This is a genomic window from Flavobacteriales bacterium, assembly GCA_021739695.1.
GTDB lineage: Bacteria > Bacteroidota > Bacteroidia > UBA10329 > UBA10329 > UBA10329.
This window is the reverse complement of record JAIPBM010000027.1, coordinates 19948-43344: the sequence shown is the minus strand read 5'-3', so window position 1 is coordinate 43344 and position 23397 is coordinate 19948. Positions and strand designations below refer to the sequence as shown.

Annotated in this window: 15 protein-coding genes; 7 read left to right on the top strand and 8 right to left on the bottom strand. The window is 43.1% G+C overall.

Annotated elements, in window-relative coordinates:
- Positions 1 to 3: 3 nt before the first annotated feature.
- Entirely contained in the window at positions 4 to 4965 is a 4962-nt protein-coding gene (locus K9J17_14865; protein MCF8278013.1) for a hypothetical protein, read from the bottom strand.
- A gap of 99 nt (positions 4966 to 5064) precedes the next feature.
- Between K9J17_14865 and K9J17_14860 the strand changes: the two genes are divergently transcribed.
- The 4 genes from K9J17_14860 (at position 5065) to K9J17_14845 (ending at position 10555) form a co-directional block, all read left to right on the top strand.
- The gene (locus K9J17_14860) at positions 5065 to 6216 is read left to right on the top strand and encodes an FAD-binding oxidoreductase (GenBank protein MCF8278012.1); all 1152 of its coding nucleotides are present in this window, start codon (positions 5065 to 5067) and stop codon (positions 6214 to 6216) included.
- 576 nt (positions 6217 to 6792) lie between these two features.
- Positions 6793 to 9477: a zinc-dependent metalloprotease gene (locus K9J17_14855; GenBank protein ID MCF8278011.1), complete on the top strand. Its 2685-nt coding sequence runs from the start codon at positions 6793 to 6795 to the stop codon at positions 9475 to 9477.
- Between the two features lie 140 nt (positions 9478 to 9617).
- Positions 9618 to 9830 carry a 30S ribosomal protein THX gene (locus tag K9J17_14850; GenBank protein ID MCF8278010.1) on the top strand — a complete coding sequence of 71 codons (213 nt, stop codon included), beginning with the start codon at positions 9618 to 9620 and terminating at the stop codon, positions 9828 to 9830.
- Between the two features lie 113 nt (positions 9831 to 9943).
- On the top strand, positions 9944 to 10555 hold the full coding sequence (locus tag K9J17_14845) for a YqgE/AlgH family protein (protein MCF8278009.1): 612 nt from the start codon (positions 9944 to 9946) through the stop codon (positions 10553 to 10555).
- Here K9J17_14845 and K9J17_14840 read toward each other — a convergent pair.
- From K9J17_14840 to K9J17_14815, 6 genes are read right to left on the bottom strand one after another with little or no spacing between them, the layout of a single operon-like run.
- Entirely contained in the window at positions 10548 to 11396 is an 849-nt protein-coding gene (locus tag K9J17_14840; GenBank protein ID MCF8278008.1) for an aminotransferase class IV, read from the bottom strand. The two genes, K9J17_14845 and K9J17_14840, sit on opposite strands and share 8 nt — an antisense overlap.
- Positions 11393 to 11875 carry an HAD family hydrolase gene (locus K9J17_14835; GenBank protein ID MCF8278007.1) on the bottom strand — a complete coding sequence of 161 codons (483 nt, stop codon included), beginning with the start codon at positions 11873 to 11875 and terminating at the stop codon, positions 11393 to 11395. The genes K9J17_14840 and K9J17_14835 overlap by 4 nt, the downstream gene beginning before the upstream one ends.
- Positions 11872 to 12513 (bottom strand): rhomboid family intramembrane serine protease, encoded by a 642-nt coding sequence (locus K9J17_14830; protein ID MCF8278006.1) that lies wholly within the window; start codon positions 12511 to 12513, stop codon positions 11872 to 11874. The genes K9J17_14835 and K9J17_14830 overlap by 4 nt, the downstream gene beginning before the upstream one ends.
- The gene (locus K9J17_14825; protein MCF8278005.1) at positions 12486 to 13427 is read right to left on the bottom strand and encodes a patatin-like phospholipase family protein; all 942 of its coding nucleotides are present in this window, start codon (positions 13425 to 13427) and stop codon (positions 12486 to 12488) included. The genes K9J17_14830 and K9J17_14825 overlap by 28 nt, the downstream gene beginning before the upstream one ends.
- Positions 13420 to 13779 (bottom strand): hypothetical protein, encoded by a 360-nt coding sequence (locus tag K9J17_14820; GenBank protein MCF8278004.1) that lies wholly within the window; start codon positions 13777 to 13779, stop codon positions 13420 to 13422. Before K9J17_14820 ends, K9J17_14825 begins: the two co-directional genes overlap by 8 nt.
- Complete coding sequence (locus tag K9J17_14815) at positions 13776 to 16268, bottom strand: penicillin acylase family protein (GenBank protein MCF8278003.1); 2493 nt, start codon at positions 16266 to 16268, stop codon at positions 13776 to 13778. The genes K9J17_14820 and K9J17_14815 overlap by 4 nt, the downstream gene beginning before the upstream one ends.
- Before the next feature lie 155 nt (positions 16269 to 16423).
- On the opposite strand from K9J17_14815, the gene K9J17_14810 reads away from it, so the two are divergent.
- From K9J17_14810 to K9J17_14800, 3 genes are read left to right on the top strand one after another with little or no spacing between them, the layout of a single operon-like run.
- Positions 16424 to 17458 carry a hypothetical protein gene (locus tag K9J17_14810; GenBank protein MCF8278002.1) on the top strand — a complete coding sequence of 345 codons (1035 nt, stop codon included), beginning with the start codon at positions 16424 to 16426 and terminating at the stop codon, positions 17456 to 17458.
- The gene (locus tag K9J17_14805) at positions 17455 to 20646 is read left to right on the top strand and encodes a SpoIIE family protein phosphatase (GenBank protein ID MCF8278001.1); all 3192 of its coding nucleotides are present in this window, start codon (positions 17455 to 17457) and stop codon (positions 20644 to 20646) included. Before K9J17_14810 ends, K9J17_14805 begins: the two co-directional genes overlap by 4 nt.
- Positions 20647 to 20706: 60 nt before the next feature.
- Positions 20707 to 21618, top strand: coding sequence for a tetratricopeptide repeat protein (locus tag K9J17_14800; protein MCF8278000.1), 912 nt, complete (start codon positions 20707 to 20709; stop codon positions 21616 to 21618).
- On the opposite strand, the gene K9J17_14795 is transcribed toward K9J17_14800, so the two are convergent.
- The gene (locus tag K9J17_14795) at positions 21615 to 23339 is read right to left on the bottom strand and encodes an agmatine deiminase family protein (GenBank protein MCF8277999.1); all 1725 of its coding nucleotides are present in this window, start codon (positions 23337 to 23339) and stop codon (positions 21615 to 21617) included. The genes K9J17_14800 and K9J17_14795 overlap by 4 nt on opposite strands.
- Between the last annotated feature and the right edge of the window lie 58 nt (positions 23340 to 23397).

Below are 23397 nucleotides of genomic sequence, written 5' to 3'. Positions count from 1 at the left end.
AGATCACCACTTCGTTTCCTGATCAAAGATCTCTTTTGAGGTGCTTTGCTCGTTCTTGAAATAGTAAACGCCACCCCAGTTCCATTTTACGCGACTGTACTGGTTTGCAACGCCTTCTTTACGCTTCACGATTAGCGTTTTCACTTCGCGATTGTGTTTAACCTCAGATTCCTCCGTGATTCCCATCGGATACTTATCGGCAAGGTCCATTTGATATTGCGTTGGCTTTACTTCTGCTACTACTAACTGCTTTTCCTTCTCCTTTGCTAAAATCTCCGCTCGTTTAGCATCATATTCTGCTTTCAATTTTGCGCGTACTTCAGCTTCGTATGCATCTCGCTCTGAATCGACAGCAGATTGAGCAAGCCCTTTTGCCTTCTCCTCAAATTCCTTCTTACTTCTGAAATTCTCTTCCTTCAGCTCGACTTCTTCTTTGCGTTTTGCTTCGCGTTCAAGTCGCATTTTCTCTTCCAGTTCTTGCCTATCCTTGGCAGTTGCACCTGCTAAGGCAATTTCATCTTCTCTTCGTTGTTTCGCTTCAATTCGCTCCTTCTCTATCACCGCTTTCTCTTTCTCGGCACGGGCAATTTTTTCCGCATCCAACCGCTGCTGTTCCAACTTTCGTTCTTGTTCCGCAGCCTCACGCATCTGCTTCCACTCTTCGGCTAATTGCAGCCTTCGCTCATTTTCCTGTTCTTCTCTTAACCTGCGTTGCTCTAGATCAGCGGCACGTTCCGCATTCCTTTCGGCTGCAATTCTTGCCACTTCTTCATTTCGAGCCATTTCAGCCTCATTCTCTACACGTTCTTGTTCCAGCTTCTTCTCTCGGGCACTGGCAGCAATTTCCGCTTCCTCTCTTTTTCTTTCCAACTCCAATTCTTTGGCTTCCCAAGCTTCCAACTCTTGGCGCTTGCGCGATTCCATCATTGCAAGCTTTTGCTGACGCTCCTCTTCCTTCTTGCGCAATTTCAACTCTTGTTCACGTTCAAAGGCAGCTTCCGCAGCAGCCTCAGCCTGTTCAGCCAGCTCCTTTTCTTTGAGTTCATTTTCAAACTCAGCCTGCATTTCCTTTTTCACTTTGGCTTCAACTTCTGCCTTCATGCGATTTTCTCGTGCTGCAATCTCCTTTTCAAGGATCAACTGCGCTTCTTGCTCTAATTTATCCGCTTCTGCCTGAGTGATTGAATCTTGAATGAATGCCAAACGTTGGCGCTCATTTTCGGCCCTTCTCATTCTTTCTTGGGCTTCCGATTCCTGTTGTTTCCTTAAGCGTTCTTCTTCTTCCAAGCGCTTCGCTTCTGCCAGTTCTTTCTCCTGAGCACGTTGATCATCGATAGCTGCTTGCTTCTCCGCTTCCAATAGCCTTGCCGCTTCGGCTTTTGCACGAGCAGCTTCTTCGGCTTCTCTTCTTGCCTCTGCTTCCATAGCTTGTTTATCGCTGAGCATTTCTCTTCTTTCGCCCTCAGACTCACGAACTTCAGCAAGTCTTCGATCCTCCTCTTCTTTAGCCAAGCGTGCTGCTTCATCCGCTTGCTGCTGTTTCTGCACTTCTTTCAATCGTGCAGCTTCTTCTGCCTTCCTTCTATCCTCTTCAGCCTTTGCTTTTGCTTCTTCTGCTAGTTTTCGTGCTTGTTCTTCAGCCAAACGATTGGCCTCCTCTTGACTTCTTATTGCTTCTTCAATCTCCGCTCTTTCTGCTGCAGCAAGTCTTTCGCGTTCTTCATTTTGCTGCTTTTCTAATTCAGCTAATCGCGCCTTTTCTGCTTCTTTCTCGGCTTTCATCCGAGCTTCTTCAGCTTGCATTCGCTCTTTTTCTTCAGCGGCTTTCTGACGTTGTTCTTCTGCTAAGCGAGCCTGTTCTTCCTTAGATTTTCTGGCTTCTTCTTTCTTTTCTTCTTCGGATTGCTGTGAAAGACGTTTCTCCTCCTCAGCTTTGGCCTTGGCTTCTGCTTTGGCTAATTCTTCCGCTTCTTTCTTTATTCGGAGCTCTTCAGCCAATTGCGCCTCTTCTTTCTCTTTGGCAAGTTTAGAAGCTTCCTCAGCAAGGCGCTTTTCCTCGGCCACTTTGGCCTCTTGAACTTTTGCTAGCTCCGCTTCCTGTTTGGCCAATTCCTCAGCCTTACGTTTTTCTTCTTCGGCTTTAGCTTTAGCCTCAGCTTTGGCTACTTCTTCCGCTACTTTCTTTGCCTGAAGTTCTGTTTCTAATTGTGCATCTTCTTGCGCTTTCGCAGCCTTAGCAGCTTCATCCGCCATTCGTTTTTCTTCCGCTGATCTTTCCGACTCCGCTTTGGCTTGCTCTGCCTGTTGCTTGGCCAATTCTTCTGCCACACGCTTTTCTTCCTCTGCCTTGGCCTTGGCCTCAGCTTTGGTCGACTTCTCCGCTTCCTTCTTCAACCGCAGTTCTTCTGCCAAGCGAGCTTCTTCCTGCTCTTTCGCAGCCTTAGCAGCTTCATCAGCCTGACGTTTTTCTTCCTCGGCTTTGGCTTTTGCCAACTCAGCTTGTTGTTCCGCTTCTGCTTTAGCAACTTCTTCTGCTTCTTTCTTCGCTCGAAGTTCTTCTGCTAAACGAGCTTCTTCCTGCTCTTTCGCGGCCTTAGCTGCTTCGTCTGCCTTACGTTTTTCTTCAGCTAATCTTTGCGATTCGGCTTTTGCTTGCTCTGCCTGTTGCTTGGCCAATTCGTCTGCCTGACGTTTTTCTTCCTCGGCTTTGGCTTTTGCCAACTCAGCTTGTTGTTTCGCCTCTGCTTTAGCAGCTTCTTCTGCTTCTTTCTTCACTCGAAGTTCTTCAGCCAAGCGAGCTTCTTCCTGCTCTTTCGCGGCCTTTGCAGCTTCATCCGCCTTACGTTTTTCTTCAGCTAATCTTTCTGCTTCAACTTTTGCAGCTTCTGCTTGTTGCTTGGCCAATTCTTCTGCCTGACGTTTTTCCTCCTCAGCTTTTGCCTTGGCTATTTCAGCTTGCCTTTTGACTTCCTCTTCAGCAGCTTTCTTGGCTTCTTCAGCCAGCCGTTTCTCTTCATCCAACTTGGCTTTTTCAGCAGCAGCTTTTTGGGCCGCTTCAGCCGCTTTTTGCTGTTCCATTTGCTGAATACGCTCATTTACCAATTGAATGCGTGTTTCAACTGCAGCATTATCTATTCCCAATGTAAGGGCGTCTGAAAGCTTCTTTTTGGCCTCAACAAGTTGACCTGAAGACTCCATAGCACTGGCATCCGCCAGCAGTTGGGCAAAATTCTGTTGCTTCTTAGCTTGTTCTTCGTCACGTTTCTTTTGCTCCGCGATAGCAGACGACAAGTCTTTCAATTTCTTCTTTACATCCTTATCATCAGGCTTGATCTTAGAAGCTTCAGCAAATTTGTTCTCTGCTCCAGTCAAATCGCCTGACTTGGCAAGATCATCTCCTGATGAAACAAGCGCAGCAAATTGCTGATTCAACGCTTCTTGCTGTTGTCTTTCTGCTTCCTGCTTTGCAACAGCCACATCAATTGCTTTGATTCTTGCGTTTGGCTCAGGATTCTGAGGCAGCAATTCGGCCGCTTGAGAATACATGCTGCGGGCATTTTGGAAATCACTTGCTTTTTCTGCCTCAGCGGCATTCTTCATCAGTTGATCGAATTTCTCTTGATTCTGACGCTTTTCCTGTTCTGCTTTAGCAAGAGCAGCCACTTTCAACTTCAATTCGTTCAGCTTGTAAACAGGCATTTCTGAATCTGGATTAACGTCAGCTGCCGTTTCATACAGATTGATTGCCGCTTCGTACTTCTCCATCGCAGACAATTCATCCGCTTGAATCATCATTTGGTTGAATTGTTCGATACGTTTTTCCTGCTGCTCCTGCTCAAGTTTTACTTGTGCAATCTTCTTATCTGTTTCAGAAAGTCTCGTATTCAGTTCTTTCCGTTCTGGAAAAATCCGAGATGCTTGTTCCAACTTGGCTTTCGCTTCGGAAAACATTTCATCGCTAAAAAGTCTATCCGCATCTTTCACCAAAGCTGCGTAGTTGCTCTCTTTTGCCTTGATTTCTGCATCTTCCTTTGCCTTTGCTTCTGCGGCTATACGCTGGGCTTCTTTAGCTGCTTCTTGCTTCTTTCTTTCTTCTTCGGCTAATCGTGCCTTTTCCGCTTCCTCTTTAGCCAAACGCTCTGCTTCAGCCTTTGCTTTCTGTTCATCGGCCACGCGCTTAGCTTCCGCTTCTGCTTCCAGTTTTTTCCTCGCTTCCTCTGCTACACGAGCCTTTTCTGCTTCTTCTTTGGCCAAACGATCAGATTCAGCCTTGGCTTTTTGCTCATTCGCCAACCGAACAGCCTCTGCTTCAGCTTCTAATTTCTTTTTCGCTTCCTCTGCTAATTGTGCCTTATCTGCTTCTTCCTTGGCTTTCAACTCAGCTGCTATTCGCTTAGCTTCTTCTTTTTGAAGTTTCTCAGCTTCTTTTCGTTGGCGTTCTTCTTCCTTGAATTTTTCTTCGTTGAGTTTCTCAAGTTCTTTAAAGACTTCTTCCTCTTGCTTTTGGAATTCCATCGAATAATCAAGGTCATAATCGAACTCCTTGAACTTATCGCTGTAATGGACCTTTGCTACTGGATGTGAAAAAATGGCCTTATCAAGCCCTGATTGGTCTTGAAACAACTCTACGATGAAATCGAAATCCCATCCTAAAGCTTCTCCTGCGGGAACTTCCGTATTGAACTCTATTTTCTTTGAAACGTAACCGGGTTTACTCACATCTAGCAAGTACGTTGCGTTCACATCGAAAGAGAAATTGAATTTACCGTTTGCCGATGTGGTAAACGATTTATCTACCGAACCGTTCTTGTAAAGTGTGAGTTTCGTGCCTTCTAGCCCTTTCCAACCTTCTTTCACAGACCCGGAAACATCAAGTCCCTTGTCTTGGGCAAAAGCCGAAAACGAAGCACTTAGCAGGCAAATCATCGCCCATTTCCAGAAGTTCACATGTATCATACTTCTCACAGCCATCAATTACGCAGCTTTTCACTTCAACTCAACTCTTACACCAAACTGGACTTTTTGTTTCACTTTTGAAGAACTAAATCCCTTCACTTTTTGGGCATGAATCAGAGATCTTTTCCAGCAACGCTCAGCTATTGGGAAATAAGGCCACTCCTACATTCTATTGATCTACTTATTGCAGGTAGCGGAATTGTTGGGCTTACCACTGCCATATTTTATAAACGTAAATATCCGCAGGCGAAAGTACTGATTGTAGAAAGAGGGAGTTCGCCTTCGGGTGCGAGCACTAAAAATGCAGGATTTGCTTGTTTTGGAAGCGCCAGCGAAATACTCAGTGACCTCAAACGTTCTTCGTTTGATGAGGTGTTCAGCATTGTGGAGCAACGCTGGAATGGGCTTCGCGAGTTGCGAAGACTAGTAGGAGATGTTGAGATGGATTACTCAGATTGTGGTGGTTTTGAGTTGTTCCGAAATGCTGATGAGCTTTTGTTCGAAGAATGCCTTGCTTTCATTTCCGAAGCAAACAAAGAATTGAACTCTCGGACTGGACTGAAAGAGACGTACGCAGTATGCGACAACCAAATTTCAGAATTCGGATTCTCAGGAGTCAATCACTTGATCCTGAACAAACATGAAGGTGCCATTGATACCGGCAAAATGATGAATAAACTTCTTCGGTTGGCCAACGAGATGGAAATCGATATTCTGAACGGAATGGAAGTGAAAGACTTTACAGATTCGGGAAATGGAGTTGAAGTTGAATTTACGAATGGTGCGGTTGTTAAATGCGTTCATTTCCATATTGCCACAAACGGATTTGCAAGCAAGCTGCTTCCAGAATTAGATGTGAAGCCCGCACGTGCTCAAGTGCTTATCACCTCGCCCATTGAAAAATTGAAAGTGATGGGCACATTTCATATGAACGAAGGATTTTATTACTTCAGAAATGTAGGAAACAGGTTGCTTTTTGGAGGCGGGCGCCATTTGGATAAGGAAACCGAAACCAGTACCACTTTTGAAACGACTGAAATCATTCAAAATGAGTTGGATAGACTTCTTGCAGAAGTGATTTTACCGAAATCGAATTTTATGATTGACCATAGATGGGTTGGAATAATGGGAGTTGGAGATTCTAAACAAACCATTATAAAACGACTGTCCGCAAATGCTTCGTGCGCTGTGCGGTTAGGAGGAATGGGAATTGCCATTGGAACTTCGATTGGGAAGCAATCGGCCGAAATGATCGGATAAACAAAAACGGAGACCAATCTTGCGATTGACCTCCGTTCTCACCTTGAAAAGACCGTGATCTTATCTCAGCGCCAAGCTGCTGTTATTCTGACTTCCCTTTCCTTTTCTGCAGCGAACTGCTTACTCCGTTGGCCTTCCTGACTTCCGATCTGCCTAAGCATCACTTCTTTCTATTCTGCCTCACCCGTCTGCCCGAAGACAGACTAAGCTTCCAGGTTTCTTCCCTCTGAATCCCCTTGAGGTTTCTTGGAAAGTGGCCTTATGGCCAGCCTTTTATCTCTCACTTGGTTCTACCAAATTTACGCTACTTACACGTCTAGCTCCAAAATTCCTGCAGCGTAATTACGAACCGTGTATCAACTGCCTTATCAACAACTTATGAACCAGTTGTAATCTGATTCTTCGGCAAATCCTATACACGTGTAATTTCTCGTTTACGGCACAATCATTTTGTTATCGAATTTAAAGTGATGAGTTTCCGTATGATAAGAGACAAAACTCTTGCTTCTAACCTCAAGACGACAGAAATCGATTACTTTTTTTCGTTTGTTTGCCGCACTTTCAAACCATTATAAAATGATAAAAAACATCTACTCTGCCGTTCTCGCACTTCTACTGGCAACTGGTATTTCTGTTGCTCAGAATACAGTGAAGGTTCCTGTTACAAAAATTGGCGCGAACTCTTCACTTCTAACTGGAAAAAACAGTGTTTCTGTTGATGAACACATTGATGGTACAATTGGAGAAAAGTGTGGGCAGCACTCTTATACAGAGGCGCTAAAAGCAATTGATCCTGTATACCGACAAGGGTGGCAAGATGCTCAAGAAATGACTTCGCGAATAGCAGCAGAATTTGAATCTGGCGAGCGTGCTGCACCACCTGTATACACAATTCCTGTTGTATTCCACGTTATTCACAAAGGTGAAGCTGTTGGTTCTGGAACGAACATCTCTGATGCTCAAATTGAAAGCGCTATAGACGCCTTGAACCGTGATTACAGACGGACAAGCGCAGACGGAGCGATTGGGCAAGGTTTAGGTCCTGACACAGAGATACAATTCTGTTTGGCTGGAGTTGACCCGAACGGGAATCCTCATTCAGGAATTAATCGAGTTAATGGAACTTCCGTTAGTGGATATTCTAGTAGTGGTATTACCAATTCTAATGAAGTTTCTGTAAAAGGATTGAGCCGATGGGACAATCGTTATTACTTGAATGTTTGGATCGTATCTGAAATTGAGAATCAAGGTAGCGACCTTGCTAATCCCAGCAATTGGTCTGGAGGAACTTTAGGGTATGCTTATCAGCCATCAACTCCAGTCACTAACAACTCCCAACGTGATGGAATTGTGGTTGTTAACATATGTATTGGCAACGACCCGAATCAAAATCAAGGATTCAGACTTTGGCCTTGGGGTTCATTAACCAATAGGACCTTAACCCATGAAGTGGGTCATTATCTTGGATTATCTCACACGTTCAGCGATTCTTCTCCAAATACCTGCTCTGATGGAGACGGATTTGCTGATACTCCGAATGCAAAGCAAGTTTCCATGTCCAACTGCACTTACAATGGCAATTGTTCTGGTCAAATGATCACGAACTACATGGATTATACACCTGAAGATTGCCAAAATCGGTTTACAACCAACCAAACCTCTTACATGCGTAGCGTTCTTGCTGGTGTGAGAAATGCCGTTGTTAACACGAATAATTGTGGTGTTTCAACAAATTTCGATGCCGCAATTTCTGCCATTTCTGTTCCAACTGGATCGCTTTGCAATACGACATTCTCTCCGATCGTTACACTGAGTAACTATGGCAGTACAACGCTAAGTTCTGTTCAAATTCAGTATTACATAGATTCTAACAGCCCAACTACATACAACTGGACAGGGAGTTTAGCTTCGAACAGCTCAGTAAATGTTACTCTGAATTCAATGACAACGTCCGCTACGACACATACGTTCACTGCCAAAACAGTTTCTGGTAGCTTGAACGGAAGTAATACCGATCAGGTGACGAGCAACGACCAAACGACTTCAAGTTTCAATGTTGCTTCGGGTGGAAGTTCCGTTACTCTAACGTTGAACCTAGATTGCTACGGAGACGAGATAACTTGGGAGATCAGAAACTCAAGTAATCAGCTAATTACTTCTGGCGGACCATACGTAAACAACACCAGCGGACAGCAAGTTGTAGAATCGCTTTGCCTGGCAGAAGATTGCTATGATTTCATCATCGATGATTCTTTTGGCGATGGAATGTATGGTTCGCAGTACACACAATGTACCATTAATGGTAATTACACAATCACTCAAGGAAACACCACACTAGTTCAAATGACCGCAACTAATGCCAACTTTGGTTCCTCAGCAACACACAATTTCTGTATCGGTGGTGGCGGAACAACCACAACTTGTGAAGATCTGATGGCATTTGATGGTGACCTGTTTTATGTAAACGATACTGATGCCCCAAACTTTGACGTGCTTGCTGCTGATATTGACCAACAGGCAGTTGCTACCACTCTGGCTAATGTTGGATGGAATTCTGAATGGATGGGATTCTATACGGTTGTAGCTCCTGGAGACACGAACTTCTTCCTTAGAGCTACTTCTTGGTTCGTAAACACAACCGTTCCTGCAAACAATTGGTTAACATTTGGACCTATTACGATGCCTTCAGATGGTGGAACACTTTCTTGGAAGCACCGATATGGAAATAATTTGTACCGAGATGGATACAGCGTCTTGTTGAATACTACCGGAACATCTGTTGCCAATTTTACTGGTGCTACAACACTTTTCTCGGTTGCTGATAACGCAGCGTCAACAGATGGAGATACAATTTGGACAGCCCAATCGGTGCCTCTTCCGTCAAATCCATATGCATTTCAAAGTGTTTATATTGGATTCCGCCATACCGCGTTGGATCAATTATACTTGGATCTTGATGACATTATAATTGAAGGTTGTTCTTCAATCACTGTTGACATTAGTGAAACAGAGAAATTTGACCTTCGTGTGTATCCTAATCCTTCTTCCGAGAATTTCACTTTCAGCTATAACTCAGATGCGATATCTAAACTTGACTTCCGGATGCTGAATTCTGTTGGACAGGAAGTTTGGAACTACCAATCAACGGGACCTACGGGTACTCATCAAATTGATACCCGTGGCCTTGCAGTTGGTGTTTATACCCTGATTGTGAAAGGTGATAACTTGAACGTATCAGAGCGCTTGATACTTACCAAATAGCATTCGTAGAAACCATCATTTAATTTAAAAGCCCTGTCAGAAATGACGGGGCTTTTTTTGTTTGATGCATTTACTGAACAGCGCTACAAAATCAATTTTGCTAAGTTTGTCCAAAGTCGAACCAAAAACTCAAAAGCATTATGGGAAAAGGAGATATCAAAAGTAAGCGCGGTAAAATTGCGAATGGATCTTACGGAGTAAGAAGACAAAAGCAGTCAAGCGATGCATATGTTGCACCTGTAGTCGCTAAAAAAGCTGAACCAAAGGCCCAAGCGGAAACGGAGAAAGCAGAAACGACAAAAAAACCTGCAGCTAAGAAAGCCCCTGCTAAAAAAGCAGCCGCTAAAAAATAGTCACGAGTTAAATCGTTTAAATGAAGCCCCGAAAGCGTTTGCTTTTGGGGCTTTGTATTTATAGCACTTTCTAGACGCTGTGTGTGAATCTTGAAATTTCTCCAACATTTAATTTGAAAATTGCGTTATTAGTATCGATGGATGTTTCTGACATATTCACGGTACCTAACCAACGCATTAAAGCGCGTGCGGGGAGATTATTGATCTCTGAACCTTTCATGCAAGATCCGTATTTCAAACGGTCGGTGATCTTTCTGACAGAGCACAACGAAAATGGTTCTTTTGGCCTCATTTTGAACAAGCCGATTCCAATGTATTTGAACGAAGCCATCGAAAACGCTCCAGTGTTCGATTCCCGATTAGCACTTGGAGGTCCAGTGCAAAAAGAAACGCTGCATTACTTGCACCAACTTGGTGACCGAATTCCAAACTCAAAAAAAGTGATGGAAGGAGTTTATTGGGGTGGAGATTTTGAAACCATCAAGGAATTGATGCTTTCAGGCGATATCAAACCAAATGAAATTCGTCTGTTCGTTGGTTATGCTGGTTGGTCTGAAGGCCAGTTAAAAAACGAGATGGAAAGCAAGAGTTGGATAGTGGCGCGTGCTTCCAAAGAAATTCTTTTCACACAAAAACCAGAAAAACTTTGGTCTGATGTCCTCCAAGGCATGGGAGATCCATTTGCCTACATGGTCAATTTGCCCGAAGACCCACGACTTAACTGAGAAGATCGAATTTTCGATTGATGTGGTCGGTAAAACGAGAACTGCACCTTTTGAAATATCGCTTTTTCTCGACTGCTCCAACCCATTGGATGCCTCTGGTGGCATTCGTGAGGAAACACTCATCGGCTTCAAGCACATCTTCTTTCCTCATTTTAATTTGAGACGTAGTCAAACCTAAATCTGTTGCCTCGCGAAGAACAACCGTTCGCATAACTCCAGCCACTCCACCATTAGAGAGGTCAGGTGTTATCAATTTGTTTCCCTTCAGCAAAAACACATTGGAACCTGTTGCTTCAGCCACATTTCCACGAACATCTAGCAAGAAACAATCATCAAATCCATTCTCTGATGCAAAGATTCCTCCCATTACATACGGCAAAGAATTACTTGTCTTAAACGAGCTTTGCGGAGCTGGATTGATCGTGTGTGAAGTACAAAATCCCACATTCAATCCTGTCTTATTGAGCTGATATTCAGAACTCTCAAGCGGTTGACAGATCATGCTCCAGCCGAGCATGTTATTCTCAGGAGAATATCGCCCCGCTCCCATTCTGTAGCCTTGAAATCGAATTCGGGCATTCTCAAAACCATTACGCATGGCCAACTCCATCGCGTAAGCGCCAAACATTTGCTCCGTAAAAGAACTAGGCAATTCCATCCGTAAGAAAGTGGTGACACGGAGCAGCCGCTTCCAATGTCCTCGCAAAAACGGAACATTGCCTTTGGACACACGCATCGATTCGAAAAAACCATCTCCGTAGCAAAACCCACGATTATCGGTTCTCAAAACACCATCCGAAGTAAGAAGGAATTTTCCGTTTACTAGCTGTACTGTACTCATTTCAAGCTACTCACAATTTCAAGAATACTTGTATTTGGATCGATGCGCACTCCATTTACCCCAACATTTTCGGCTGCTCTTACATCTCTATCGCTATCTCCGATCATTAAAGAACGGGTTACATCCACATCGAATCTGGCAATGGCTTTTTCCAACATCAACGAATTCGGTTTACGACAAAGACACTTTCCAAGCTCATTGTGATGTGGACAGTAATAGATTTCGCTCAGATGAACGCCATTCGTTTTCAAGGTTGAATTCAAAATGCCGTGTAGTTTTTCGACATCACTTTTTAGATAAATGCCCTTTGCAATTCCTCCTTGATTTGAAATCACTATGAGCAGATAATCCTTTTCCTGTGCAAGTTTCAGCGATTCTATCACATCTGGAAGCAACTCAAAATCTTCTGAACGGAACGTGTATTCGCCTCGTTCTCGATTCAAAACGCCATCTCGATCTAGAAATAAAGCTTTGTTCATCCTAGAAATCGTTCTGAAATCTCTTGCACGAAATACTGCATTCTATCGGGAGCCATTAGCACCGAGAAGGAAAATCCGAAGGCTGCGCCCCAAAAGTGAGCATCATGGGCAATATTGTCGTTAGACTGTTTATCGAGGTACCATTCCAGCGCTAGATAAAACACTCCGAATATGATAGCTGGAATTGGAATTGGAATGAACATGAGTAGCAGATTCATGGTTGGCGAAAAATAAATGGCCGAAAAAAGCACTGCTGCCACTGCTCCACTCGCTCCTACTGCATTGTAACTAAAATCGTCTTGATGTCTTCGATAGGATGGTAACGTGGCGAAAAGGATTCCTCCTACGTAAAGCGCAACAAAAATGAGCGAACCTCCTGAGCCACGGTATTCAACAAATCCGTTCTCGGTCATGTCTCCGAAATTCCAAAGCACCCACATGTTCACCATCAAATGCATCCAACCAGAATGGACGAATGCATGGGTAATTACTCTGAACCATTCGTTGGAATGCTTGACCAAATAGGCATTGAACATGAGTTTGGCCATCAATTCTCTGCTCTGAAAAGCAGCGAACGAAACAACACCCGTTATGATCACAATAATGAACGTCATACCGCAAGCTGTTTTTTCCGCCATTCCAAAATGGCCTTTTTAGCGGCAATTCTGCCTTCTTCTACCATTTCGTTTGCGCGGTAAAATTCTAATGTGGCACCAACGGAGCGCGGAATGTTTATGACCATATCTGGTTTGTAGATCTCAATATTCTGCTCGCACATGCGGTCCTGCATGAAATCGTAGGTCTTATTAAGCATTCCTAAATAATTGAGCGTGGTTTCCTGATTTTTGTCTGTCTCTTCCGACTTAGCCATATTCAACCAGCTCTTTACAGTACTTACCATTCGGCTGGTGTATGCCGATGTTTCTTCTTCGGTCTGTTCTTCAATCTTATCCTGTTCTGCTGAAATATGCACTTCGCGATAGCGCTGGTGATCTTCTGCATGCGCATTAATGTTTACTGCCACAACCAAATCCGTAATTCGTGGCATCAAAGGTTCAATCGGTAATGGATTGAGCACTCCTCCATCAATAAGAATTCTGTCTCCCATCTTTGATGGCATCATGAGAGTTGGAATGGAAGAAGAAGCACGGATAACGGTGTAAAGGTCACCAGTTCGCATCCAAATTTCTTCTTTGGTTTTCACATCCGTGGCTACGGCCGTGTATGGAATGTCGAAATCTTCAATCCTGATTTCGCCTAAAATAGATTTGAGATGCTGAAGCACCTTCTGCCCTTTCAGCACTCCTTGTGTGGACATGGTAAAATCCATCAACCGGAGTGTTTCACGTTTATTGAGTTGCAAAACCCAATCTGTGAACAGATCCAGTTTTCCTGCGCAATAAATACCACCAACACATGCACCCATTGACGAGCCTGCAAGATTCTGTACCGAAAAACCTTCGTCTTGCAACACTTGAATAACGCCAATATGAGCAAGCCCTCTTGCCCCTCCACTTCCTAAGGCCAGCGATACGCTTATTGGTTTATCCATCTTTCCTGAACACTACATTATTAATCAATCCTCCAGTCATAGATCCGAGACCACCTACAAGTCCTCCAACAAGCCCAGTCACAATTATAAGCACGAAACTGAACTGCGGTAATTTCAGCAATTCCAGAATTCGTATTGATAAAACCGATTCGCTTTTCACATCGATATACGTTGCCAAAACCATCCACGGAACTGCAAGACCGTAAAACCCGGAAAAGAACGAAGTATTGTCTCCTTTACCGATGATACTTTCAACCAACAAAGCTACGACAACAGCCGTCCACCACGGCAAATAAACCTGAGAAATTGCCCCAAGCACTGCAATCAGAACTACGCGCAGCAAAAAGTTCATTCCGAAACCGGCTTAAAAGTTTGTGAAGTCCATAAACTATCCGTTTGAGATTGATCATGCAGAAAGTTCAGTTGATGATATTCCCCGTTAGACCACGATTCGAGCGAAGTTGAATATTGTTTACTTCCCGGATTTCCAGATTGCCCGCCAGGCAAAACGCCCCAAGCTTTTGGCCCATCTGAATCCATTTGAACAATCATTCGCCAAGATGGTCCATGAGTGGAAGTGGTCGCATTCGGTGCATTCTCATTTCCTCCAACAAATAATTTTTTGGAACTGAAAGCATCCAATCGCATCAAATGCTGAACACGCGTGGCTTGATACTGTCCCCAATAAGGTTGATTGAATTTGTATTTGATGATATCTCCAAATTTCATGGCCGTCCAATAGAACGAATCGTATACTACATTCTCAGCCACTTCAATCTTATTATTGGTAGATCGATGATCAAAAACCTGATGATCTGGTTCGTTCTTCAATAGATCGATAGTGACTTTTGCCATCGGATAGACATATCGCGGGTCGCGCATATCCACTTTTGCTTTTCCATCATTCATCAATTGCTCCCATGAATAGCGGTAGTACATGTTCTGATCCCATTCGATGCTATTGAATTCGTCCCAAAGAATATTGTTCAGCTCATCCCACCATATCTCAAATACTGTTGGTGCAATAAGTTCCTTATCGTTCCTGTAATTCCAACCTTGCAATTCGTGCAGCGCCAGAAGTTCGTTCTCCTTATTCTGAAAATCAGAAGTGTCAAGCATGGAAATCAAAATCGGCAACACTTCCGCTGCAAGCAAATTGTAATTGGAAAGTTGAAGATCCATCATGTCTTGTATGCTGATGGAACTATCCTTCCTCAGAAAATCGTTGATGGTCCTATTTCGAAATTCCTCATATACTCCCGAATAGTAATATGGGTAACTCGCATCTGTTACTGGTTGATTTGCAGAACTCACAAAACCTCTTTCCGGATTCAGCATATGCGGATTCTGTGCTTGTGGAATGAACCGTTCCTGAAGGTTTTTGGGGTCACTTCCATCTAAAATGAACTTCCCGTAATCTTTAGGTTTTATCTTGAATTTCCCTTGCTGCCAAATGGCAATATTGTTTTTCGCATCAGCACAAGCGAAATTCTGCCCCGGACAATTGTAGTACGAAAGTGCTTCTTCGTAATCGTTGAAATTGGACGCACGATTAAGCTTGTAGAAGGTCAATAGCTCGTTAGACGGATCGTGAGCAAACCAGCGAAGTGCTAAAAACTGATTTTCTTTTTTATTCGATAGTGCAACAGGCCCATATTTGGTATAAAGCACCGTATCTAAAACAGACTTTTTCCCCTTCACTTTTATTTCCTCAATGCGCTGGGAAGCAGTCATGATTTCTCCGCCCAATCGATAAGTTCCTTTTGAGTGATCGACAAAATCGATGGCATAATAATCCTTTACATCTCTTCCTGCATTGGTTACTCCCCAAGCAATGCTATCATTGAATCCAATCGTAATTCCGGGCGAACCTGGCAACGAAACACCGTAACAATTAAGCGAAGTGCTGTGTAACTGAATCTCATACCAAATGGACGGAAGCGACAATTTCAGATGAGGATCGTTGCACAATATGGCAGAACCACTTTCGGTCCTACTACCTGAAACCGCCCAGTTGTTACTCCCAACGAAATGTGGCTGAATCTCCTTCATATCCCACGAAGCCTCAGAAGCAAAGCCATCCAATCGAATTTCTGGGACAGTTGTGGTATCCACTGAAAAACCAGGGACAATTGGATCAGATAAATAATTCTGATCTGGAAAAAGTCTGTTGAAAAGCTCTGGCCCCAAAAGCTTTAGGGCTTCCGTATTCGGTCTATCACGCTCTGTGCCCGTCAGCATTTTTGCCATATACTTCAGCAATAAAGACGATTTGAATACATTCCACTCTTCTGGTCGGTAGTTCAATAGTTTATACTCTAGCGGAAGGTCGTTCTCTGAAAGGTTTGCTATGTAATGATTGACACCATCCGCATAGGTATTCAGTGCCTGCCAACTTGCGCTGTCTTTCTTAATCAACTCCAGCGCGTTTTCAGCCGCCCAAGTCATTCCAATTCTTCGCTGTTCCAGATCAAATTCAAGAGCTTTTTCTCCGACCAGTTCCGAAAGTCTACCAGCTGCAGCGTGTGTCTGAAACTCCATCTGCCAAAGTCGGTCGCGAGCGGTGACGTAGCCTTGAACGAAATAAAGATCATGGTCGTTCTCTGCGAAAAGGTGCGGAACACCACGGTCGTCCATGACTACTTGAACTGGTGAATGCAGTTCATCAAATTGTAACCGCGCTTCATTTTCCGAGCCTTCAGAATACTCGGCATTTTGCCAAAAACCGTGGTAAGGATCAATGAACTTAGCCAATGGCGGAAAAGAGCCTATGGCATGATCTCCGAGGTAGATTACCGCAGCTGTGATCAGCAATCCCAATAAGGCCTTAGCTAGTTTCATTTTGAGGCTTCGAAGTTACCAATTAGCCGATGGAGATTGATTCTTATCCATCAAAAATGGAACGAAACTTGCAAACCGATTGAATCAATTCGGCCTGTAACTAAAGGAGATGGCCTGCGTAAAGAATTGCAACATTGACAAAGGCCTGAAGGTTCATGATTAGACTCCGACTTAAAAACGTACTGCTCTGCCTTTACGTGCTATCCACTTTCACGCTTTATGTCGAAAAAGGATTAGCTCAGCCAGTACCTCCTACTAACAGCAACATACCTTTTTTGGTCACCTTCGGAAAGCAGGCGAGTAAAACCTACGGAGATGATGATTATTCGCAGGTTTTCTTCTTGTCAATTCCAAAAAACGAAACTGATCCATTTTACATCAGAGTGTTCGACCCGGAAGTTGGCGGAAAGCACGATGAGATATATAATGGAATCGATACTAAAACGAAGTTCAGTATCTACGGTGGCAAAGGAGCATGGTCAACTCCGGATGCGCAGCAAACAGATCCCGTTGGTTTCTACAAAGCTGGAACGCTCCTCGATTCAAGATCTTTCGGAGAATCTGAAAAATACGATAATGAATGGTATAGTTTCGGTCCTCTTGACCCAAAAGAAGGTGAATTCATAGAAGAGTTCAATGGTTACGTTTTTAAAATTGTAGCGGAAGGAATTGAAGGCAATGATGGCAATCTATACAGCTACTTTTTCAGTCGCGGACCCAACGTTAACATTGCCATAGAAGGTGCCAACGCATTTGGTTACGAATGGACGTTCAGAATACCGAGCGAGCCTAATGCAATCTCCCATTTATACCCGTACATTTCTGATGATGTTGTTTCAATTCAACAATTCAATTATGATTGGGATGATGATGGAATTATCAAGATCATATCGTACGAGAAGAAAGGAGAATGGGTTGAAATGAGCAATGAGGCAGATTGGAGAAATAGCACGCACCAAATTCTTCCTACAGAACGCAATTCATCGCTTGATATTCAATTTATCCGAACTAAAGAAAAAGCGAAACAAAACAACAATGTCTGTTTCAGCTTCAAGAATCAGTACGGTCAATACATGAGATTCTATACTATTCCAATTGGCGGAGTGCAACGCTTCAAATACAGTCTGAGCCTCATCGAAAAGATGAGAGAAGGAGAGCGGTTCAAAGGAAATAACGTATTCGAAAAGTGATTCACAGGAACACGTTCAACGGTTCATGGTGGGTACTGCTGTTAGCAGCGCCTTTACTTTTTCTATTACCTATTTCATCTACTGCGCAAAAAAACTTCACCATCCGTCACTTTGAGGAAGTAAATGGCATTTCAAGTAATTTCTGCGAAGCCATCACGCAGAGTTCTAACGGACAGCTCATTGTGGCAAATAAAGGTGGAATCGACCTTTTCGATGGAAAAACATTCAATAAGATAACGCTCGAAGACGATTCAATCGGACTAGGATACATAACGTCCATTTACAAAGGTGAGAACGAAGTTTGGTTTGGCAGATTTGATGGAGCGATAGGCGTTTATGAGAGTAACACACCTCAAATCATTAAAACCGGAATTGACGGACAAATAAAGCACATTTACAAGGATGCTAAGGACGGTATTTGGGCATTTTCACGTTCTGGATCTGTGTTTTGGGCGAACGGAACAGACACCAGCAGATACGATATGTCCGAAAGGGATATGCTTATCAATGCGGTTATTCCTTACAAACACAAAGAGTTTATCATTGGAAGTAATGATGGTCTATGGTTAATCCGATTTGAAGTAGGCAATGACTTTCAGGTATTAAGACATATTGACGGATTGCCTGAAACGAAGATCACGGCACTCCATTATGAAACCCGAAAGGACCAACTTTGGGTTGGTACTGAAGATGCAGGGCTTTTTACAGTACAGGCTCCTTTTACAAAGAATCAGGAAGTCTCCCAATTTAAACTGTCAACGGGCGAAAGCGTTGATGATGTACAGACAATATTTGCTGATCGTTTAGGCAGAATTTGGTTAGGCACTTTCGGTAATGGTCTTATCCGATTAGAATTTTTTGGTGCAGAACGATTTCAATTCGTTGAGCAACGGTTTGAAGGCCACATTGAAAGTGATCAACTGATTCGTGACATCTTCCAGGATAATGAATCCAATATTTGGATAGCCACTTTTGGCGGTGGTCTTGTGCAAATTGTGGAAAATGTTTTTCATCAACCATTTGATGAGAACTGGTTAAAGGAACAATCCATAACTCAACTCTTCAGAGATTCAAAAGGTAACGTCTGGCTAGGTATAGACAAAGGCCTTTTTAAAACTTCAGAATACGCGCAAAATTCAAAATACGAGTACCATTACGTTGGCGGAAATGAGGTGACTGCCATTTCTGAAGATAAATTCGGCACCATTTGGGTAGGGACATTAAAGTCTGGAATATACAGGCTTGCTGTGGGCTCAACTGCGTTTGACCATATAGATCTGAACGCAGGAACCCTCGGAGATGCCATTAATTATATTCTACCAACTAATGGTGGCGTAATGGCCGGAACAAAATCCGGATTGCTACAACTGTCGTTTAATGGAACACTAAAACGACATCTTACAACGCTCGATGGTCTTCCACACAATAATGTCAAATTCAGTTATTTGGACAATGAAGACCGCCTTTGGGTCGCTTGTCAAGGCAACCGTATAGCGTATTTGTGGAAAGACAAGGTCCGGTTCATAGAAAAAGGTGAAGCCCAAAATATTGTAGATGTAAGTTACATCCTGCAAGATGCAAAAGGTCGACTATGGTTCTCCACTATGGGTAACGGAATTTTTGTTCTAGAAAACGGAATAGCTCATCCCATCAACACAGAAAACGGTCTGCCATCAAACTACTGCTACCAGATGGTTTTGGACAATGATGGTTTCATTTGGGTAAGCCACCAAAAATCAATTACTCAACTTACTTCAGACCTAACAGTAAATCGAATTGTAAATCGAGAAGAGCTTTCGCCAACCGAAAACAGCATGGTCTCCTTCCTATTCAAAGACCAGGACGGAAACATATGGATTTCTTCAACTCACAACGTTGTGAAATTCAATCCAAGCATTGACAAATCAAGCAAAAGTGCGCCACAATTATCGATAAGTGAAATGTTGATAAACGGAATCAAGCAACAAATGATTCCAAACTTAAAGTTGCCTTATGATAAATACGATATCAGCTTCAAGTTGGCAGGAATCTCCCTACGAAATCCTGACAAAATCAAATACAAATATCAATGGAAAGGACTTTCAAACACTTGGCAAGTTCAAGAAGGGAATGATGAGATAAAGAACACTATACCCAACGGTGATTACACGCTTATTGTTTATGCTTCTAAAAACGGAGGCGAATGGACTACTGAACCTGTCGTCTATCAGTTCTCAGTTTCAAAACCATGGTGGCTAACCTGGTGGTTTTGGACGTTATTTGGAATTTCACTCACGCTGGGCGTCATCGCATTTGTTCGGTACCGGACGTACAAACTGATAAAAGACAAAACGGAACTTGAACAACTTGTTTACGAACGCACTATTGAAATTGAAGAACAAAAGACCGAAATTGAACGCAGCCGAGATGAAATAGCCAAGTTTGCAAAGGATATTACAGACAGTATCAAGTACGCCAAGCGCATTCAAAAAGCCATTTTTCCAGCATGGCGCGATGTTCAAGACATTTTACCAAATTCATTTGTGTTTTTCCAATCGAAAGATCTTGTAAGCGGTGATTTTTATCTAGCAGAAAGAGTAGGGTCAAAACGGATTTTCTGTGCAGTAGACTGCACCGGTCACGGTGTACCCGGAGGATTCATGTCGATAGTGGCAAACAATCTATTGCAACAGGCTATTAGACAGATTGGCCTTACCAAACCATCTGAAATACTTGAATTTCTTAACCTTGGTGTAACCAACACCTTGCATCAGACCTACGAGGAATCTACCGTAAAAGATGGTATGGATATTGCCTTGTGCTGTTGGGATGAAGAGACAAATATTCTGGAATTCGCTGGTGCATACAACCCTTTATATCTATTCAGAGATGGAGAATTACAGGAAATCAAGGGGAACCGTTTTCCTGTGGGAACATTCGTTGGAGAGGAGATCCGAGAGTTCACCAACCATTCCATACAAGTGCAATCGGGAGACATGGTTTACATTTTCTCTGACGGGTTTGCCGACCAGTTTGGAGGGCACAATGGAAAGAAATTCATGATCAGACGTTTCAAGGCCATGTTGCAGGAAATTCACACAAAACCAGTCGATAATCAATACGATTTTGTAAGCAAGCAATTGCAAAACTGGAAAGGTAACCTCGAACAAGTTGATGACATTATTGTCATGGGAGTACGAATTGCTTAGAAACAAAAAATCATAAACTACGTAGAACGCGTACGCATGCCACAAAACCCAAAGAATTCAATGAGATATTTACTACTCGCCTTCTCTTTCATGTTTGCAACCAAAAGTTTTGGGCAAGACGCGTCTCAATACTTCAAAACAGCAATTGGCAAGGCCCAAGCAGGCGATATGCAAGGGGCTATCGCTGATTTCGACCAATGTATCAGCTTGGATTCAAAATACACGGATGCGTATTATTGGAGAGGTGTTGCCAAAGCAGCCATAGGTCAAACTACAGGTGCCCTTTCAGACTTTGAAAAAACAACGAGCCTTGACCCAAGCAATGCTCAAGCATATTTAACTGCTGGTAATCTCTACAATGCTGTAGGAAATTCGAAAGCAGCATTAGCCAACTTCAATCCGGCTGTGAACTTGCTTCCCGATAATATGGAAGCGAGACTTAACCGTGGAAAGGCGCTTACAAATCTTGCCATGCACGAAGAGGCAATCAAAGACTATACAACCGTACTGGATGCAGATAAATCAAATATGGATGCTTACATCAATCGTGGTATATCTTACCGCCAGATGAATCAGTTTGACAAAGCAATTGAAGATTTTTCATCTGCTATTCGCGTAAATAAAGTCAGCGCTGAAGGTTACGTAAACCGAGGTATCGTTTACCGAATGAAAGAAGAATTTGAACGTGCCATTGCTGATTATACGCAAGCCATTGTTGTTGACCCAAACTACGCAGACGCGTTTTACAATAGAGGAATTGCCTACTCAAAAAGAGACCAGCATCAAGATGCAATCCGTGATTTTTCAAAAGCAATTTCCATCAATCCTGAGGACGCTGAATCGTACATGAACCGTGGAGTTGAAAAAGTGATCATTGGTAAGAAAGATGATGGTTGCGCTGATATTGTGAAAGCTTCAAGTTTAGGACTTGAAGTGGCAATTGAACAGCGGAATAAATTCTGTGGATTTTAATCCAACAGATTCAACATATGTGTTGATTCCCAGCTAGTTGAGTTCACTGTAATAAAGTAAACTCCTGCACTGTAGGCTGAAAGGTCTAGCAACTTTCTGTCTGTCGACAAACTTCCCTTTACCAGTACTTTACCAGCTATGTCTGTCACTTGGTAATCAGCTGTTTCTGCATTTTCCATTACCACGTTGAATACTCCAGTTGAAGGATTCGGATACACAGTAATGGCAACAGCATCAAGGTCTTCTACCCCAGTTGGAGATCCGAAAATGTGAAAATTCCAGTAACCTTCAGGTGCAGGCATCGGGCGATTTTGTTGTTTGCCATTGGTTGCTTCAGCATGGATATAATAAAACACCTCTGCCCCAGCCTGCTGATAAGGGATATAACCGGTCCAAGTATTATTCGCTGGATCGGTAAGTGTCATTGGTACTGACGAGTAAGCGATTGTCGTGTCTGTTGTCCAATAAACCGAAGCCGAGCTAATTCCTTCAGCGTGCTGAACAAGCGCATCAATCTGATAGTCAAAAGGAGCAAACTGTTGGTCAGCTAATGGTTGATGTCGGATCAGCAACGGATCATCAGAACTAAGTGCTTTGGTGATGCAATGAATAGCACCAGAAGCCGTGATGATCTCGTTGCAGTCAATTCCAATTACCTTATAACCTGGCAAAGCTTGGCGATAGATTCGAAGAGCCGTTGTATCCCATTGTTCTTCATACATCGGAACTAGTATCGTATTGTTCACGAATACCGAATTGGTGTACGTTCTGTAATCTCCGTTTTGGTTAGGATATTGTCCTCCTTCTGGTGGCATTGGAATACGAATGACCTTGTATTGCGTGCCGAATACAGAATTGAAATTATTGAGAACATAATTCAGATTTGACTCGATCTGCGGACCATCAGCAACGCCCGATGGATATTGTCCAATGAGCAAGGTTTCCTCATCAAGCAATTTCATGTGCATATCAATGTGATGAATGCCATCGTACGGAAGCGTTGGCATTTTTATGTATCGGTCAATTCCCATAAAATCCATCATGATCTGATCAATCTCAGATTCTGAATGATCAGAAGTTCCGTATTGATTTGGCGCGTCATTCTCATCAAGAATCAGTTCGGAAGCGAACGCAGTTCCGAAGCCATCTACCATGAAATTCCCACCCGTATTTACAAGATCGTTTGGGGCTGATAGTGTTTGATACAATGGAATATTGAGCATATCTGACAGCGATACTGGAAGCACATCGTCATAAGGCCGCGGGCGATTATAGATCCAATCTACCCAAAGCAAGGAATCAACATCGTTGGTGTAAACGTTCCATTGTCCGTAATCTCTGAACCAAATACTATTTGATGGTTCGTTTACAAAAACAATGTTGGCTTGGTCAATTCCGAATTGATTGAGATAGGTGATTACAGAACTTTGGCTTTCTGTAATCACATAAACAGTGCATTCTTCTTTCGCATACTTCACAATATCGCGTAGCACAGAACGCGACCATATGCCTTCCCATCGCACAAACAGTCCATCAATCTCTTCCCATTCTGCAGGAGTCCGGACAGGCGATGATGGCGGTGTTGTAAAACCAAGCGCTGCTGGCGGTTGGTAATCCATCGTTTTTTCTGCTGCTGTTAGCGAATGCGGCAAGAATTGGGCAAACACCGATTGACTGCAAAACAGTGCAACGATGCCAATAATTGATCTGAATTGATGCATGAGAATAGCTGATATGCATCAAATGTAGAAACGCGTACCGTTCTATCTGTCATGCAAG

Coding starts and splice junctions, on each gene's coding strand:
- K9J17_14810 (MCF8278002.1), top strand. CDS start 16,424: ATGATTAGACTCCGACTTAAAAACGTACTGCTCTGCCTTTACGTGCTA.
- K9J17_14840 (MCF8278008.1), bottom strand. CDS start 11,396: ATGAGTACAGTACAGCTAGTAAACGGAAAATTCCTTCTTACTTCGGAT.
- K9J17_14850 (MCF8278010.1), top strand. CDS start 9,618: ATGGGAAAAGGAGATATCAAAAGTAAGCGCGGTAAAATTGCGAATGGA.
- K9J17_14825 (MCF8278005.1), bottom strand. CDS start 13,427: ATGGATAAACCAATAAGCGTATCGCTGGCCTTAGGAAGTGGAGGGGCA.
- K9J17_14815 (MCF8278003.1), bottom strand. CDS start 16,268: ATGAAACTAGCTAAGGCCTTATTGGGATTGCTGATCACAGCTGCGGTA.
- K9J17_14855 (MCF8278011.1), top strand. CDS start 6,793: ATGATAAAAAACATCTACTCTGCCGTTCTCGCACTTCTACTGGCAACT.
- K9J17_14800 (MCF8278000.1), top strand. CDS start 20,707: ATGAGATATTTACTACTCGCCTTCTCTTTCATGTTTGCAACCAAAAGT.
- K9J17_14830 (MCF8278006.1), bottom strand. CDS start 12,513: ATGGCGGAAAAAACAGCTTGCGGTATGACGTTCATTATTGTGATCATA.
- K9J17_14835 (MCF8278007.1), bottom strand. CDS start 11,875: ATGAACAAAGCTTTATTTCTAGATCGAGATGGCGTTTTGAATCGAGAA.
- K9J17_14795 (MCF8277999.1), bottom strand. CDS start 23,339: ATGCATCAATTCAGATCAATTATTGGCATCGTTGCACTGTTTTGCAGT.
- K9J17_14820 (MCF8278004.1), bottom strand. CDS start 13,779: ATGAACTTTTTGCTGCGCGTAGTTCTGATTGCAGTGCTTGGGGCAATT.
- K9J17_14860 (MCF8278012.1), top strand. CDS start 5,065: ATGAATCAGAGATCTTTTCCAGCAACGCTCAGCTATTGGGAAATAAGG.